The sequence below is a fragment of the Arthrobacter sp. CAN_A1 genome (genome assembly GCF_015751665.1).
Taxonomy (GTDB): Bacteria; Actinomycetota; Actinomycetes; order Actinomycetales; family Micrococcaceae; genus Arthrobacter_D.
Genome location: NZ_JADOUR010000015.1, coordinates 43,608 through 59,564, shown reverse-complemented (window position 1 = coordinate 59,564; position 15,957 = coordinate 43,608). Strand labels below are relative to the sequence as shown.

Below are 15,957 nucleotides of genomic sequence, written 5' to 3'. Positions count from 1 at the left end.
GGGCCCTTAGTCGACGAGCTCCACTCCGGCTTCCTCGAGCTCTTCAAGCGCAGTCTCGCTGCTGTCGTCATCGACGCCGCGGGTGAAGCGGACCAGCACGGTGGTGGTGTACCCGGCGGCGACGGCATCCAGCGCCGTCGCGCGCACGCAGAAATCGGTGGCAAGGCCGACCACCGCCACCTCGTCGACCTCCCGAACACGTAACCAGTCATCGAGGGTTACCGGATCCTCCTGTGCCTGGTCGTCGCCGGCGCCAAGCTTTTGCTCCCCGGTGGGAACCTCGTCCTCGGGAGCCAGGACCCCCTCAAAGCCCGAATAGGCCGCCTCGAACTGGCCCTTGCGGAACACTGCCTCGATGTTCTCTGTATCGAGTTCGGGGTGAAGCGCCGCACCACGACTTCCGGCGACGCAGTGCACCGGCCAGGAGCGGAGGTAGTCGGGGTTCTCGGAAAAATGGGTGCCTGGATCGATGTGCCAGTCCTGGGTGGCGACGATGTGGTCAAACTCGCCGCCTTCCTCGTCCATGAAATCGCTGAGGAGCGCTGCGACGTCCGCGCCGCCGTCGACAGCCAGTGACCCACCCTCACAAAAATCGTTCTGGACGTCGACAATAATCAGGGCTCGGGTCATGATTCCTCCTCGTATTCGGTGGGGATGGCAGGCTCGCCGCGTTGCATCCGCATCACGGAGCCGGGCAACTCGGCCATCGACGCGCGATGGTGGTCAACTGCACGTCGCACACCGTCGGCGCCGGTCCAGCCTGGCAGCATGTCGCCGTCGCGCACGAACTGCTGCAGGAGGGGGCGGTCGTTGCCGTCATCGAGCGGGGACCGCCCGATGCCCACCACCTCTGCGGTGGCAGTGCCCGCCCGATTGAGGCGGCGCAGCGCGTACTTCCGGCCGCCCCGGGATGCCTTGTTGAGCGCCGCCTTCGCCACCGAGACGAACTCGCCGTCGTCGTCGGTCCGGCTCACCAGCTTGTAGACCAGACCAGCGGTCGGCGCCCCGGACCCCGTGACGAGGGAGGTACCGACGCCGTAGGAGTCCACCGGCGCCGAAGCGAGGGACCCGATGGCGAATTCGTCAAGATCGGAGGTGACCACAATCCGGGTGTTGTGGTTGCCCAGGTCGTCCAGCAACTGCCTGACCCAGCGGGCCTGCGCCACCAGGTCACCCGAGTCCAGCCGCACGGCACCCAGTGCGGGGCCGGCCACCTCGACGGCGGTCCGGACACCCTGTTCGACGTCGTAGGTGTCAACCAGCAGCGACGTTCCAGCGCCCAGGGTGGCCACCTGCGCGGCGAACGCCTCGCGCTCGGAGTCGTGCAGCAGGGTGAAGGAGTGCGCGGCAGTGCCGACGGTTTTGACACCGTAGCGCCGGCCGGCCTCAAGGTTGGAGGTGCTGGCGAAGCCGCCGATGATCGCGGCCCGGGCAGAGGCCACGGCAGCCTCCTCCTGGGTGCGCCGGGAGCCCATCTCGATGCAGGGCCGGCTGCCCGCCGCCCCGGTCATCCGTGAGGCGGCGGACGCGATCGCACTGTCATGGTTGAGGACCGAGAGCACCAGGGTTTCCAGGATGCACGCCTCGGCGAAGGTGCCCTCCACGATCAGGATGGGGGAGTGCGGGAAGTACGCCTCGCCCTCTGCATAGCCCCAGATGTTCCCGCCGAAGCGGAAATTGGCCAGCCAGTCGAGGGTCAGGCTGTCCACCACCCCGGCCGCTGACAGATGGTCCAGCTGCTCGGCGCCGAACCGGAAGTTTTGAAGGCTCTCCAGCAGCCGGCCGGTGCCAGCCACCACACCATAGCGGCGGCCCTCGGGCAGCCGGCGGGCAAACGCCTCGAAGACCGACTTCCGGTGGGCTGCCCCTGAGTGCAGGGCCGCCTGCAGCATGGTCAGCTCATAGTGGTCGGTATAAAGGGCGGTGCTGGCCCGGGTGCCGATGACCGGGGCGGAGTTGGTGGCGCTCACAGTCAAAACTCTAACCCCTCACGGCACCGGGACGCCCGGAATATTCGGTCCATGCCCCGTCCTACAATGAAGTTATGACAGTTGGCACCGCTCCGGACACCAAACGGCTCGAGGAAACGGACACCGACCAGCTCACACTCAGTGACATCCCCTGGGTGGTGATCGTCTGGAATGACCCGGTGAACCTGATGAGCTATGTGAGCTACGTCTTCCAGACCTACTTTGGCTATAGCGACTCCAAGGCGAACAAGCTCATGATGGAAGTGCACCAGGCCGGAAAATCGGTGGTCGCTGGCGGTAGCCGGGAAGAGGCCGAGCGGGACACGCTGGCCATGCATTCCTTCGGGCTGTGGGCCACGTTCCAGAAATCCGACGCCCCATGAGGCAGCGCTAGCCCGTCCGGCTGAGCTGTTCACTCGGGCGCTTTCGCTGTCCGTTTTCGACGCTGTTCGTAGAGGAGAATTTTTGGCCAAGGCATTCAAGGCAACCCGCCGTGGGATCATCGGCACGTTGGACCCGGGGGAGCGGCAGTTGCTCCGCAAACTGTTCGAGGACATCATCGAGCTGCTGGAACCCGCCGAACCAGCCAACGCCGATCCCCTCGCCGCCATGGTGGGCGTGGACAGTGTTGCGGTAACGCCTTCGGACAGCGCCGTCCGAAGGCTATTGCCGGACGCGGTGCGTCACGACGACGACGAAGCCCTCGAGTTCCGCCGCCTGACCGAACGATCCCTGCGCGAGGACAAGATCGGGACCCTGCGCGGCAGTGCCCTGCTCCTGGAATCCAGCCCGCTGACGCTCACCGCCGAACAGGCCCGGATGCTGGCGCGGGCCCTCAACGACGTCCGGCTGGTGCTTGCCGACCGGTTGAAGATCGAGTCGGATGAGGACGCGGCCCGCCTGCACGACATCGACGATGTCGCCGACGCCGACGACGTCGAGACCTACCTCGCACTGGTGTACAACTTCACGAGCTGGCTGCAGGAGTCGCTGGTCCAGGCCATGTTTGGGCTCAAGGACAAGTGATCCTTCCGCGGTCGGCGATAAGACACTGTGACTAATTCCACTGACGCTCGGTTCGTCTAATGTCGGGTACACGTCTTATGGTCGGTAGATCATGACCTCCGTCCCGGGTGATCTTTCATCACTGAAGCGAACCGAGGCTCCGATCGGCATTTTCGATTCGGGCGTTGGTGGGCTGACTGTCGCGCGCGCCGTGATTGACCAGCTGCCGCACGAATCGATTCTCTACGTGGGCGACACCGCGCACGGGCCGTACGGGCCGCTGCCGATCGCCAAGGTCCGCGCCCACGCCCTGGGGGTTATGGATGAGCTGGTGGATTCGGGAGTGAAGCTCCTCGTCATCGCCTGCAACTCAGCTTCGGCGGCGGTGCTCCGCGACGCCCGTGAACGCTATACGGCCAGGTATGGCATCCCCGTGATCGAAGTGATCCAGCCGGCCGTCCGGCGAGCGGTCGCCTCGACCCGCAGCGGGAAGATCGGCGTCATCGGCACCTCGGCCACGGTGGGGTCGCGGGCCTACGATGACACCTTCGCCGCCGCCCCGCATCTCTCGATCACCTCGGCTGCCTGCCCCGACTTCGTCGAGTTCGTCGAAGCAGGGATCACCTCCGGGCCAGAGCTCCTGTCAACGGCCCAGCGCTATCTGGAGCCGCTCAAACGCGCCGGCGTCGACACGCTGGTACTAGGGTGCACCCACTACCCGCTGCTGACGGGAGCCATCTCCTATGTGATGGGCGACGCCGTCACGCTGGTTTCCAGTGCCGAGGAAACCGCCAAGGACGTGTATCGCGCCCTGATCTCCCACGATCTGGTCCGGGTGGGGGACTCGGCACCCCAACATCACTTCATTGCGACGGGGGATGCCCAGCGTTTTGGGGAACTGGCCCGCCGGTTCCTTGGCCCCGAGGTGCTCAGTGTGGAGCACGTCGACCACGTCGCCGCGCAGTACCCCACCGGAAGCATGGCCCGGATCACCCCTGAGATGATCGCCGCCGCCCGCGCTGACGCGGTGGGAAACCCCCAGGGATGAAGCTGACCATCGTGGGCTGTAGCGGGTCCTTCCCCGGCCCCCAGTCGCCGGCGTCGTGCTATCTGATCACCGCAACGGTGCCCGACGGCGACAGCACCCGCACCTGGCGGATCCTCCTGGATCTCGGCAACGGCGCCCTGGGTGCATTGCAGCGGTACATGGATCTGCGCGATATTGACGGAGTGTTCCTGAGCCACCTCCACCCCGATCACTGCATGGACCTGTGCGGGCTGCACGTGGCGGTCCACTGGGATCCCAACGGCTGGAACCAGCCGCGCATCCCGGTGTGGGGCCCGCAGGACACCGCCGACCGGATGGCTACCGCCTACGGACTGGATCTCGATCCCGGCATGCATGAAGACTTCGACTTCAAGATCTGGGAACCGCGCGCCCCGGTTGCCGTGGGCCCCTTCACCATTACCCCTTACCCCGTCCTGCACCCCGTTCAGGAGGCCTACGCCCTGCGCGTCGAGGTGGCCGGCGAGAAGCCCGGAGACCCGCCCCGCGTGCTGACCTACTCCGGCGATACCGACGCCTGCGACGGCCTGATCGAGGCAGCCGCAGGGTCGAATGTATTCCTGTGCGAGGCGGCTTTCCACGAGGGGCGCGACGACGGGATTGAGGGTGTCCACCTCACCGGACGTCGGGCCGGACAGGTCGCGGCGGCCGCGGCGACCGACCGGTTGCTGCTGACCCACATCCCGGTGTGGAACGACGCCAACCGCACCGTCGAAGAAGCCAGGACCAGCTACCGCGGGGACCTCGCCGTCGCCGTCGCCGGCGTGTCCTACGAGATCTGAGACGACTGCTGCCTCATTTCCCGAGGGTGGATCGGCGGACCCACCCTCCTGTCAGCCCCGCTCCGTCCGCTGTTTCCGCTGGGATGCCTGCTCACCGGCCGACGCGTGGTCATGGTGATCTTCGATTGCCGCGAACGCGGGATCGTCGGCGTAGGACTTGAGTTTGGCGATGCGGTAAATGATCAGCGCATAGAGCGCCTTCGCAGCTATGTCAGCGATAGAGTAACCACCCTGTTTCAACACCCAGGCGTCGGCGCCCGAGATTCCCAGGAGTGGCAGGGCGTAGGCGAGCGGGTAGACGATCCAGCTTGCGAGGAGGAGGAGCCGAAGACGGCTGATCAGTACACGAACACGCTCGGGCTGTCGGTCGAGTGATTTAGTCAACTCGACGAACAGCACATAGAGGATGTACAGGAACGGGATCGTTGACAGAACACCCCACAGTATCCGGGTGCCGTCCGTCGAACTCACCTCACCGGGATAGCCGAGCAGGATCATCAGGGTGGCGGCCGGAACGAGTTTCCAAAGGAGCGCCGTCTGAATTTTGCGCGCTAACGCGAGCACCGCTATCAACTCCACGAGGAGCAGCGGCACGGTCAGTAGCCAGTCGACGTAACGGTATCCTTCGTTGAACGACGCGCCGTCCGCTTGAGTGTAGAGACCACGTCCGCCCACCGCGTCAGTGACGAACGCCTCCTTGAATGAATCAAAAATCCGGAAGTAGTGATAAGCGGCAATGCCACAGACCACCGCTGCGATAATGATTGCTTGGCGGTAGCGCGGCAGGACCCGTTGCAGGGCAAGGACCAGAAAAAGCGCCGTAAAGAGCTGCGCTGCGATGACGAGCGACAGCAGGTTGTACACCGTGTCGAACTGACTTTGGGTTAGAGCATCGGGGATCATGAACGTTCTCCCATGTACAAAGTTGGATGAGCCCTTCACCGCCAGTTGCAGTGAAGGGAGGTGCCTCGTTTCGTTTATAGATGGAATGATTCTACGCTCTGTAGAAAAGATGTCCAGAGGCAGTTTTCCTTCGCCGAGGAGCGCCCCCCGTAGACTTGACACCATGAATCCAGCAGACACTTCCTCACCCGCCGCTGCCACCCTCCGGGCGGATGGCCGGACTCCTGACCAGCTCCGGCCCATCAGCATCACCCGTGGCTGGTCCACCCAGGCCGAAGGCTCGGCCCTCATCGAGTTCGGCAACACCCGCGTCCTCTGCACCGCCTCTCTCACCCAGGGCGTACCCCGCTGGCTCAAGGGTGAAGGCAAGGGCTGGGTGACCGCCGAGTACGCCATGCTCCCGCGGGCCACCAACACCCGGTCGGACCGTGAATCGGTCAAGGGCAAGATCGGCGGGCGCACCCATGAGATCTCCCGCCTGATCGGCCGGTCCCTGCGGTCCATCATCGACACCAGGGCGCTGGGCGAAACCACCATCGTGCTGGACTGTGACGTGCTGCAGGCCGACGGCGGGACCCGGACCGCAGCGATCACCGGCGCCTACGTGGCCCTGGCCGAAGCCATCCGCTACGCCAAGGACAACAAGCTCATTGCGGCGTCCGCGCGTCCCCTGATCGACACGGTGGCAGCGGTCAGCGTGGGAATCATTGACGGCGTCCCCATGCTGGATCTGCCCTACGTCGAGGACGTGCGGGCGGAGACCGATATGAACGTGGTCGTGACCGGCAGCGGCAAGTTCGTCGAGGTGCAGGGAACGGCGGAGGGCGCTCCGTTTGACCGGGACGAACTTGACGCTCTCCTGGATCTCGCCCTGCTCGGCACCTCGCAGCTCACCCAGATCCAGCTCGACATCCTCGGCGAGGGTGCTGGTGTCTGACCCGGCGGCGGTGTCACAGTATCCACCAGAGCCGCGGCTGGTCCTCGCCACCCGCAATCCCGGCAAGCTGCGGGAACTGCGCGAGCTGCTGCGCGGCACGGTGCCCGGCCTCGACGTCGATACCCAGGTGATTGACGCGGAGACCGCCGGGGCGCCCGACGTCGTCGAAAGTGGCACCACGTTTGAAGCCAACTCGCTGCTGAAGGCACGGGAAGTGGCTGCGGCCACCGGCCTGGTGGCGGTGGCCGACGATTCGGGTCTCGCCGTGGACGTCCTGAACGGGGCGCCGGGAATCCTCTCGGCGCGGTGGTCGGGCCGCCACGGCGATGACGACGCCAACCTGCGTCTTCTCCTCGCCCAGCTTTCGGACATTCCCGCCGGGCAGCGTGGCGCGTCCTTCGTCTGCGCAGCGGCCGTTGCACTGCCGGATGGCTCGGCGCAGGCGACGCTCGGAGAGCTCAGGGGAACCCTGCTCACCGAACCCAGAGGGACCGGTGGGTTCGGGTATGACCCCATCCTGCAGCCCCTCGGAGAGCACCGGAGCTGCGCCGAGTTGTCGGCCGACGAGAAGAACTCCATCAGTCACCGGGCACAGGCCTTCGCGGCGCTGCTGCCGCACCTGGTCAACGCGCTCAGCTGACGAGGGCGGTAAGGCAATATTCAGCTTGGTAAGGCAAACTTGATGGGAATATGACTACTTCACTGCGCGCCACACTCACAACGCCCAGCGGGGGCGGGTCCCTGATCGAATCGATCTCCGACTGGGCCGTCTCCATGATGGAAACGATCGGAGCTCCGGGGGCAGGTCTGGCGATTGCGCTGGAGAACCTATTCCCGCCGCTCCCCAGCGAGGTCATTCTGCCGCTGGCCGGCTTCACCGCCAGCCGGGGCAACTTCTCCTTGTTCGAAGCGATCTTCTGGACCACTGCGGGTTCAGTGGTTGGCGCGCTGGCCCTGTACTTCCTGGGCGCCTGGCTGGGCCGGGACCGGATGCGGGCGATCGTGTCCCGGGTGCCCCTCGTGGATCTTGCGGACGTCGACCACGTGGAGGACTGGTTCAACCGCCACGGGTACAAAGCGGTGTTCTTTGGCCGGATGATTCCGCTGTTCCGAAGTCTGGTGTCGATACCGGCGGGCATAGAGCGGATGACACTGTGGAAGTTCCTTGTTCTGACCACGGCAGGAAGCCTGATCTGGAACTGCATCTTCGTGATGGCCGGCTTCTATCTAGGCGAGAACTGGCATCTGGTGCAGGCCTACGCCGACGTGTTCCAGAAGATTGTGATTGCTTCGGTGATCCTGTTGGTCGGGTACTTCGTGGTGAGTAAGGTGCTCAAGATCCGTCGCAAACGTGCCGAGCATGACGCTGCTTGAAAACGTTTGGCCGCTTTTCGGGCTCAGGATCTCGACGCCCCGGCTCGAACTGAACCCGGTCCGCGACGACCAGCTGCCCGGCCTTGTCGACGCGGTGCTGGCCGGGATCCACGATCCGTCGGTGATGCCATTCACGGTTCCCTGGACCGACGCGCCACGCGAGGAACTGATCAGGGAGACGCTCAAGCACCAGTGGAGGCAGCGTTGCAGTGTGCTGCCCGATCAGTGGGCCCTCAATTTCGCCGTGTCCTATCAGGGCAGGGTGATCGGGATGCAGGATCTCTCGGCCGAGGACCTGGGCGTCCGCCGGACCGTCCAGACCGGCTCCTGGATCACCCACTCGGAGCAGGGCAAGGGGCTGGGCAAGGAGATGCGCGTAGCTGTGCTCCAGTTCGCCTTCGACTTTCTCGGCGCGCACTGGGCCGTTTCCGACGCCGCCTCGTGGAACGCCGCATCGCTGGCAGTGTCCCGGAACCTCGGCTACACGGCTAACGGAGTCAGCGTTGGCGTTGCCAGGCCAGGCGAATCCCAGGAATTCCAGCATGTCCGCCTGAGCGCTGCAGATTTCGTGAGGCCCAGCTGGGCGATCACCGTCAACGGCTTCGACGCTGCCCGCCCCGCGCTGCTCTCGCCATAGAACACTCTGGTTGCACGCGCTACCTGGCCGCGAATCGCAGGAATTGTGCAGCTGTGGTGGGTGAGCGTCATCGAATGCGCAGTAGCGGCGGGTTGGAGCCTGTTTCACCCGCCAGTGCTGCGCAATAGGTCCCGACGTGATCGGGCTGGGTGGGGGTGACCCGCCAGTGCTGCGCCGTAGGTCCCGACGTCGTCGAACCCGCGGACATCCTTCCCTGAAACCCTTGGCATCGCCCGCACCGGGTTGTATGGTTAGTTGCATCAGTAACTAACCAACTGACCTGACCAACTGAACTAGCAGCAGATTGCCGGAGGGCCGCCATGATCGATGACAGCAGGCCCATCTTTCTGCAGATCGCCGAAGAGATCGAAAACGAAATTGTCGAGGGCACCCTGGCTGAAGAGGCCCAGGTCCCATCAACCAACGAGTTTGCCGCCTTCCACCGCATCAATCCGGCCACCGCCGCCAAGGGTGTCAACCGGCTCGTGGACGAGGGCATCCTGTACAAGCAACGGGGAATAGGAATGTTTGTTGCCTCTGGTGCCCGTGCCGAGCTCCTGCAGCGCCGGCGGGACCGCTTCTTTGATCAATACGTTCGCCCGCTGGCGATCGAGGCCCGAAAGCTGGGCATCAGCCCACCTGAACTCGCGGAAATGGTCCGCACCAGCGAATCAGTGTCAGGGGGACACCATGAGTAGCGTTATCGAAACCCGGAATCTGGTCAAAACCTACCGGAAGTCAACAGCACTCGACGGGGTCACCCTGTCGCTGGAGCCGCGGAAGATCTATGGGCTGCTCGGCCGTAACGGTGCCGGGAAGACCACCCTGATGTCTATCCTGACGGCTCAGGGATTCCCCACCTCGGGGAGTGTCGCGGTCTTCGGGGCCAACCCGTACGAGAACGAGAGCGTGCTGAGCAGGATCTGCTTCATCCGCGAATCCCAGAAGTACCCTGACTCGTTCGCTGCGAAGCACGCGTTCCGGTCGGCGGCCCTGTTCTTCAGCAACTGGGACCAGTCCCTGGCCGATCGGCTGGTGGATGATTTTCAGCTGCCGATCAAACGTTCCATCAAAAAGCTGTCCCGCGGACAGCTCTCAGCCGTCGGTGTGATTATCGGCCTGGCATCACGGGCGGAACTGACCTTCTTCGACGAGCCCTATCTGGGCCTGGACGCGGTAGCCCGCCAACTGTTCTACGACCGGCTGGTCGAGGACTATGCGCTGCATCCACGGACCGTGGTGCTCTCCTCCCATCTGATCGATGAGGTGGCCAACCTCCTGGAACACTTCATCGTGATCGACAAGGGACGCATCATCATGAACGACGACGCCGAAAGCATCAGGGGCTCGGCATTCACCGTTGTTGGATCGTCCACCGTGGTGAAGTCTTTTCTGGCTGGCCGGGACATACTCCACACCGACAACTTCGCGTCGCTGGCTTCGGTGACTGCCCTCGGCATCCTCACCCCGGCGGAAAAGCGCGAAGCCGCCGAGCTGGGTCTGGAACTCGCCCCGGTCTCGCTTCAGCAGCTCGTGATCCGGCGAACCCTGGCAGCGTCCACCGGTGACCTGAACGCCGTCGCAACCCCCTCGCTGGAGGTATCACGATGAGCCGCGTCGTGAAGGTCATGCGGATGCAACTGACCAATCGATGGACCTTCATCGGCATCCCTGCCGTGATCCTCGCCGCCTCCTTTGGGTTGAGCTGGGTCATCTGGTCATTTGTCCCCTATGAAGGAACCAAATATTCGGGCGGTTCCCAGGCCATCATGTGGTATTTTCTGGCGCTCGGGGTGCAGGCGCTCACGATGACCTTTCCCTTTTCGCAGGGCCTGAGCATCAGCCGGAAGACCTTTTTCCTGGGCACCGTTGGGTTGTTCTCGATCATTGCCGTGGTGACGACGGCCATCTATTACGTCCTCGGCCTGATCGAGATCGCAACTGACGGCTGGGGAGTCAACGGCAGGTTCTTCGCCCTCGAGTGGATCGCCGAAGGAGCCGGCCTGCCGGTAATGGCGTTCTACTTCACGGTGATGATGGTGCTGTTCCTGCTGGGATTCTGGGCGGCGACGATCTATAAACGGTGGCAGACCACAGGGCTTCTGATTGCCGGGATCGGCACCGGGCTGCTGCTGGTCGGCGTGCTCTACCACCTGACCCGTCAGGACCTGTGGGGCCAGGTCGGCCAATTCCTTGGCAGCCAGTCTCAGTTGAGCGTGGCAGGCTGGCTCGCCGTCGTTGGGCTGGCCCTGGCCTGCGGCTCCTATCTGACCTTGCGGCGGGCAGTACCCTAGGGTCCGACCAGTTCCAGTTGGAGGTCGATGCCCGGCTGGTGGAGCCGGGCATCGATCCCGAGTTCGAGAGCTGAGGCGATATTGACCGGGGCGTCATCGACAAAGGTGACCTTCCCCGGCTCCACCCCCAAGTCCCGCAGCACATGCTCGAAGATCTCACGTTGCGGCTTGACGAGCTGAAGGGTGGAACTGAAGTACATCTTCGAGAAGTAACCGGTCCAGGAGGCTTCTTCGAACCGCGCCACCATGGGGGCCGGCATGTTCGAGAGCAGGGCCAGCCGAGCACCCTGACTGCTGAGCTCCTCCAACACGTCGATGGTCTCGAGATTGAAGTGGGACCACTGATTGGCGTCCAGCGTGTCGAGCAGGTTGGTTTGGTTGGGGGTCACCTCACGCCCGGTGACACGGGACCAGTAGTCAACCGACGTGGTGCGCCCGGCGTCGAAGTCCAGCCGATGGCGCCAGTAGGGGGAGCCGGGGTCCATCAGCGCCACGCCGGCAGCATCCTCGAGGTTCAGCCAATCCTCGGGCGTGGGCGCGTTGGAGATCACCATGCCGTAATCGAACAGGTACCACTGTGTGTTTCCCATACCTCAGGGTAGGGGACTGTGGCGGGTATCTCCCGGCGCGCGGGTGAACGTTGGGTAAAATTCAGTCCCGCGCCGCGTAGCGTTGGCCGGGTGGGAATTGAGTTCACAGCAATCGACTTTGAGACAGCAAACGGGTTCCGCGGCTCCCCTTGCGCTGTGGGACTGAGCAAGGTACGCGACGGCAGAATCGTCGACGAGGCCCACTGGCTGATGCGCCCGCCCGCCGGCCATGACCACTTCGACTGGCGCAACGTGCGCATCCATGGCATCTCAGCGGAGATGGTGGCGGGCCAGCCACGGTTCGGGGACCTCTTTCCCGAGATTGGAGCCTTCATCGGGGGCGATGTGCTGGTGGCCCACAACGCTGCCTTCGACCTGGGCGTGATCAGGTCGGGGCAGGAGGTGTCCAACATTGCTGGTCCTGCCTACAACTATTCCTGCACCGTGGTGTTGTCCAGGCGCAGCTATTCTCTGCCGTCCTACTCGCTACCCTTTGTTGCCGAGGCTGCCGGCGTCCCGCTGGTCAACCACCACGACGCCGTCGAGGACGCCCGGGCCTGCGCCGGGATCATGATCGATATTGCCCGGCTGAACAATGCCGATTCCCTTGAGGACCTTGCGGCGATACAACGCCTTCCATTCTCCATCCAGGATGCCTATGTGCCGGGGGTCAACGCGGTGTCCAAAGCGACGCGCGGCGCCCTGTCCCGCGGACCGATCCGCACCGGTCCTTCCGGGTGGCCGGAAGAGGGCCTGAATCCGCCGGCGAATGGTGGTGCCGATCCGGCCCACCCGCTCTACGGGCAGACCGTGGTGTTCACGGGCACGCTCGGGATGCCGCGTCCACAGGCCAAGGAGCGGGCGGCGGGACTCGGAGCGCAACCGGCCAGTACGGTCACCCACCGCACCACGGTCCTGGTGGTCGGCGATGGGTTCGTTGCGTCGGACCTGCGCAACGGTCGGGTGACCGGAAAAGCGCGGCGTGTTCTTGATCTCCACGAGCGTGGCCAGCGGATCGAGGTCCTGTCCGAGGCCGAATTCCTCCAGATGACCGAGGGCCGCTGGCCCATCGACAGCCCGTAGCGCTCACCTCCTACAGCTCCAGCGGAACTCCGGTGAGGTCCTCCGATGCATCGATCAGCCGTGACGCCGTGTTGCGCTCGCGGGCGTGCGGTTGTGCAGCCACCGCTGCCGGGCGGCCCCGCAGCTGGAACCAGCCATCCGGGCCGCAGTAGGATCCGTTGTCCACGGCGGGATCCGCCACGGCGCGCACCAGCGGCCACGCTCCAGTGTCCTTGCCATGTGCCACGGGAGCGAGGATGCGCCGCTGGGGTGCGGGAGAAGTATTGTTCAGCCCGATTCCCGGCCGCAGGGGAGTGAGCATATCCAGGGCCAGGCCGGGGTGCGCCACAATGCTCTGGACCGGGCTGCCCAGCAGGCGAAGGCGGGCGGCGAGTTCGAAGCCGAAGGTCATGACCGCCAGTTTTGACGTCGCATAGGCCCGCGGGTTGTTGTACCTGGCGGGCATCAGGTCGGCCGTGTCCAGCCGCACCCAGCGGTGACTGATACTGCCCAGATGAACCACCCGTCCGCGCGCGGCGGTGAGCGCCGGGAGCAGTCCAGCCGTGAGGGCGAAGTGGCCGAGGTGGTTCGTCCCGAACTGCAGCTCAAACCCGTCGGCCGTGTGCTGCCGTGCCGCGGATCCCACCACGCCGGCGTTGGCGAGCAGCGCATCCACTGAACCTCGCGCGGACAGGACATCCACTGCCCGCCGCACCGAATCGAGCCGGGCCAGATCAAGTTCCTGGAATGACACCCTGGCGGCGGGAACCCGCTGGCGGATCGCGGCAATCGCGGCGTTGGCTTTCTGCTCGTTCCTCGACGCCATCACCACCGTCGCCCCGGCAGCCGCCAGCTGTTCACAGGCAAAGTAGCCGAGGCCGGCATTTCCACCGGTCACCACAACCGTGCGGCCGCCCAGGTCTGTCAGATCGGTAGGGTTCCAGGTATCCATCACCCCAGCCTAGGCATTGGTCAGCGCTCCGCCCGCATCGTTGAGCGGGCCGGCCTCACTCGGCTGAGGTGATCTCCACCAGCAGACGGGCCATGGCATTGACGACGTCGGCCCCCTCCAGCCGGGCAGTCCAGGCAGCTGGCAGGCCCTGCACCCCGTAGAGCGCGCCCAGGATGTTGCCGGTGATCGCCCCGGTGGTGTCGCTGTCGCCGTCGTGATTGACGGCCCGGGCGATGGCACTGGTGAAGTGGTGTTCGCCACCGCCACCGCCACCGCCACCGGCATCGGTCTGGCTCGCCAGCACGGCATACACGGCGATGGCCACGGCTTCGTCGGCCGTCCAGCCGCCGCCAAGGATAGCTGTCATCCTCTCGGGGGAGACGTCGTCGTCCGCCAGCTCAACTGCCGCGTCGAGCAGGCGTGCGAGCTCGGGGACGTTGGCAGCATGGGCGCGGGCGACGCCGGCTGCCACGGCCTCCCGTAGCGACAGCCCGTCACGGACGATGGCGTGGATCAGGACGGCGACTACAGCCGCCCCATGCAGGGCGGCAGGATGACCGTGGGTAAGCGCTGCGGCGTTCATCGCCAACCGGTCGGCCACCTCCGCCGGAATGTGCGGCACCAGTCCAAAGGGGGCCGAGCGCATGACCGTCCCCGATCCCTTGGCCTCCGGGTTGATCGGCCGCGACTGGGTGCCCATGTCGCCGCTGAGCAGCGCACTGAGGCATGCTGCGCCGGGCCCGCGGCGCTGGTGGAGCACCTCCTGGCTATCGATCCAGCGCGGGGGAGGGGCAGGGGCCGACGACGGCGGCGTCTCTCCCTGCGTCGCCAGCCAGCGCAGGTACGCCAACCACAAACATGCCGCTTCGTCGGCGGCCACCCCGTCATTGGCCCACTGGATGGCGTCTACCAGTCCGTCGACGGTGTACAGCGTGAGCTGAGTGTCGTCGGAGAACTGGAGCGCACCGGGCAGCACCGCTGGCGAGGTCACGCCGTCCGGACCGTACGCCGCGCGAATGGCCCGCAGGTCAAGCGTTTCGACTGCGTAGCCGAGCGCGTCCCCGAGGGCGCCGCCGAGCAGGCAGCCATGAACACGGTCGGAAAAAGTGGGAAGGGTAGACACCTCCCCAGTCTAATCTCGGGTAGGGTTCTACTGCCCCGGCCTTCACCGATGCCCGCTCCCAGCGGGCATCCAGCAACAGGTGGAACGCTGGACGGGTTTGCCCGACCGGACAGAACGGTCCCACCCCAGTGCCGAACCCCCAACTTCAGCTCACCCCAACAGCTCAAAGGATGACGTCCACCATGACGCAGACATCACTGCCCGCCCATGATCTGCAGGCCGAGCCGGAACATCCCGGCCGCGCTGCATCGATCAGAGAATTCTCCATCGTGGCCCGTTCACTGGCCGAAGCGGCAGGTTCGTTCCTGCTGGTCCTCGCCGGCCTGGGTGTCACCATCCTGAACACCCAGACCGGTGTCCAGCCCACCCTGGCGTTCGGGCTGGCCCTGATCGGCGCGATTGTTGCGTTCGGCTATGTGTCGGGTGGCCACTTCAACCCCGCGGTGACCCTTGGCTCCGCCGTCGCGGGCAAGACCCCGTGGGCCTCGGTCCTGCCCTACGTGGTGGCGCAGGTGGTCGGTGGCCTGGTCGCCGCCGTCTTCATCTGGTTGCTGCTGAGCGCCAACCAGCAGTTTGCCGGCAGTGTGCAGGCGCTGTTCGCCGTCTCGGCCAACGGGTTCGCTGACCATTCCCCCACCCAGTTTGCTCTGAGCAGCGCGTTCCTCGCCGAGGTGGTGGCCACAGCGATCTTCGTCGCAGTAGTGCTCGGCGCCACCTCCCGCACCGCAACGGGGGCACTGCGCAACGCTGGCGGCCCGTTCGCCATTGGCCTGGTCTACGCAGCCCTGCTGACCTTCCTGCTGCCCATCACCAACGGGTCTCTGAACCCGGCACGCTCCACCGCTGCGGCGATCTTCTCCGAATCCTGGGCCATCGAGCAGCTCTGGCTGTTCTGGGTGGCACCGGTGCTGGGTGCGGCCATCACGGGACTGATCTACCGCAGCACTGATCTGTTTGGCGCCCGGAAGAACGAGGCCGCGAATGACGAGTCGACTGCCGATTCGGTCACTCCCGACGACGCCGCAGTTCCCGCCGTGGCAACTCCCACTGCGCCAGCCACCAGCGTGCCGGCTGCTTCCACAACGCCGGATTCCACCGGGAAGTCCCCACGGAAGGAGTCGACTGACCGGTACCCAGCCGACCACGCCCGCAGCGGAGACACGACCGACGGGGGACAGGTCGATCGTCCTTCCGGGAGCGACGATGCGCGAACGTTCTTCGACGAATCCGAGAACCGCCGCGACGAAAAGTAGACCCTCTTT

Annotated in this window: 19 protein-coding genes; 13 read left to right on the top strand and 6 right to left on the bottom strand. The window is 65.1% G+C overall.

Annotated features, from left to right (window positions below):
* Window positions 1-6: 6 nt before the first annotated feature.
* Both IWX62_RS14565 and IWX62_RS14560 read right to left on the bottom strand, forming a co-directional pair.
* Window positions 7-630, bottom strand: a complete 624-nt coding sequence (locus IWX62_RS14565) for an isochorismatase family protein (RefSeq protein WP_196842135.1) — start codon at window positions 628-630, stop codon at window positions 7-9.
* On the bottom strand, window positions 627-1,976 hold the full coding sequence (locus IWX62_RS14560; RefSeq protein ID WP_196842134.1) for a nicotinate phosphoribosyltransferase: 1,350 nt from the start codon (window positions 1,974-1,976) through the stop codon (window positions 627-629). The genes IWX62_RS14565 and IWX62_RS14560 overlap by 4 nt, the downstream gene beginning before the upstream one ends.
* A gap of 68 nt (window positions 1,977-2,044) precedes the next feature.
* On the opposite strand from IWX62_RS14560, the gene clpS reads away from it, so the two are divergent.
* The 4 genes from clpS (at window position 2,045) to IWX62_RS14540 (ending at window position 4,823) form a co-directional block, all read left to right on the top strand.
* Window positions 2,045-2,353 (top strand): ATP-dependent Clp protease adapter ClpS, encoded by a 309-nt coding sequence (gene clpS, locus IWX62_RS14555; protein WP_196842133.1) that lies wholly within the window; start codon window positions 2,045-2,047, stop codon window positions 2,351-2,353.
* 82 nt (window positions 2,354-2,435) lie between these two features.
* Complete coding sequence (locus IWX62_RS14550; protein ID WP_196842132.1) at window positions 2,436-2,996, top strand: DUF2017 domain-containing protein; 561 nt, start codon at window positions 2,436-2,438, stop codon at window positions 2,994-2,996.
* A gap of 91 nt (window positions 2,997-3,087) precedes the next feature.
* Window positions 3,088-4,023, top strand: a complete 936-nt coding sequence (gene murI / locus IWX62_RS14545; RefSeq protein ID WP_196842131.1) for a glutamate racemase — start codon at window positions 3,088-3,090, stop codon at window positions 4,021-4,023.
* Complete coding sequence (locus tag IWX62_RS14540) at window positions 4,020-4,823, top strand: MBL fold metallo-hydrolase (protein WP_196842130.1); 804 nt, start codon at window positions 4,020-4,022, stop codon at window positions 4,821-4,823. The genes murI and IWX62_RS14540 overlap by 4 nt, the downstream gene beginning before the upstream one ends.
* A gap of 51 nt (window positions 4,824-4,874) precedes the next feature.
* On the opposite strand, the gene IWX62_RS14535 is transcribed toward IWX62_RS14540, so the two are convergent.
* Window positions 4,875-5,726 (bottom strand): bacteriorhodopsin-like, encoded by an 852-nt coding sequence (locus IWX62_RS14535; RefSeq protein ID WP_196842129.1) that lies wholly within the window; start codon window positions 5,724-5,726, stop codon window positions 4,875-4,877.
* Between the two features lie 163 nt (window positions 5,727-5,889).
* Between IWX62_RS14535 and rph the strand changes: the two genes are divergently transcribed.
* From rph to IWX62_RS14500, 7 genes are all read left to right on the top strand, one after another.
* Window positions 5,890-6,663 carry a ribonuclease PH gene (rph, locus tag IWX62_RS14530; protein ID WP_196842128.1) on the top strand — a complete coding sequence of 258 codons (774 nt, stop codon included), beginning with the start codon at window positions 5,890-5,892 and terminating at the stop codon, window positions 6,661-6,663.
* Window positions 6,656-7,303 (top strand): RdgB/HAM1 family non-canonical purine NTP pyrophosphatase, encoded by a 648-nt coding sequence (rdgB, locus tag IWX62_RS14525; protein ID WP_196842127.1) that lies wholly within the window; start codon window positions 6,656-6,658, stop codon window positions 7,301-7,303. The genes rph and rdgB overlap by 8 nt, the downstream gene beginning before the upstream one ends.
* A gap of 50 nt (window positions 7,304-7,353) precedes the next feature.
* Window positions 7,354-8,037, top strand: coding sequence for a DedA family protein (locus tag IWX62_RS14520; RefSeq protein ID WP_196842126.1), 684 nt, complete (start codon window positions 7,354-7,356; stop codon window positions 8,035-8,037).
* Entirely contained in the window at window positions 8,024-8,674 is a 651-nt protein-coding gene (locus IWX62_RS14515; protein ID WP_196842125.1) for a GNAT family N-acetyltransferase, read from the top strand. The genes IWX62_RS14520 and IWX62_RS14515 overlap by 14 nt, the downstream gene beginning before the upstream one ends.
* Window positions 8,675-8,994: 320 nt before the next feature.
* Window positions 8,995-9,372: a GntR family transcriptional regulator gene (locus IWX62_RS14510; RefSeq protein WP_196842124.1), complete on the top strand. Its 378-nt coding sequence runs from the start codon at window positions 8,995-8,997 to the stop codon at window positions 9,370-9,372.
* A complete protein-coding gene (locus IWX62_RS14505) occupies window positions 9,365-10,285 on the top strand; it encodes an ABC transporter ATP-binding protein (RefSeq protein WP_196842123.1) in 921 nt (306 codons plus the stop codon). Before IWX62_RS14510 ends, IWX62_RS14505 begins: the two co-directional genes overlap by 8 nt.
* Window positions 10,282-10,968 carry a hypothetical protein gene (locus IWX62_RS14500; RefSeq protein ID WP_333483445.1) on the top strand — a complete coding sequence of 229 codons (687 nt, stop codon included), beginning with the start codon at window positions 10,282-10,284 and terminating at the stop codon, window positions 10,966-10,968. Before IWX62_RS14505 ends, IWX62_RS14500 begins: the two co-directional genes overlap by 4 nt.
* Here the strand turns inward: IWX62_RS14500 and IWX62_RS14495 are convergent.
* Window positions 10,965-11,558: an HAD family hydrolase gene (locus tag IWX62_RS14495; protein WP_196842122.1), complete on the bottom strand. Its 594-nt coding sequence runs from the start codon at window positions 11,556-11,558 to the stop codon at window positions 10,965-10,967. The genes IWX62_RS14500 and IWX62_RS14495 overlap by 4 nt on opposite strands.
* A gap of 90 nt (window positions 11,559-11,648) precedes the next feature.
* On the opposite strand from IWX62_RS14495, the gene IWX62_RS14490 reads away from it, so the two are divergent.
* Complete coding sequence (locus IWX62_RS14490) at window positions 11,649-12,641, top strand: exonuclease domain-containing protein (protein WP_196842121.1); 993 nt, start codon at window positions 11,649-11,651, stop codon at window positions 12,639-12,641.
* Between the two features lie 10 nt (window positions 12,642-12,651).
* Here the strand turns inward: IWX62_RS14490 and IWX62_RS14485 are convergent, their stop codons facing one another.
* Together IWX62_RS14485 and IWX62_RS14480 are read right to left on the bottom strand one after the other, a co-directional pair.
* The gene (locus tag IWX62_RS14485; protein ID WP_196842120.1) at window positions 12,652-13,572 is read right to left on the bottom strand and encodes an SDR family NAD(P)-dependent oxidoreductase; all 921 of its coding nucleotides are present in this window, start codon (window positions 13,570-13,572) and stop codon (window positions 12,652-12,654) included.
* Between the two features lie 55 nt (window positions 13,573-13,627).
* Entirely contained in the window at window positions 13,628-14,695 is a 1,068-nt protein-coding gene (locus tag IWX62_RS14480) for an ADP-ribosylglycohydrolase family protein (RefSeq protein WP_196842119.1), read from the bottom strand.
* A gap of 182 nt (window positions 14,696-14,877) precedes the next feature.
* Here IWX62_RS14480 and IWX62_RS14475 point away from each other — a divergent pair, with 182 nt between their 5' ends.
* Window positions 14,878-15,948, top strand: a complete 1,071-nt coding sequence (locus IWX62_RS14475; RefSeq protein ID WP_196842118.1) for an aquaporin — start codon at window positions 14,878-14,880, stop codon at window positions 15,946-15,948.
* Window positions 15,949-15,957: the final 9 nt, after the last annotated feature.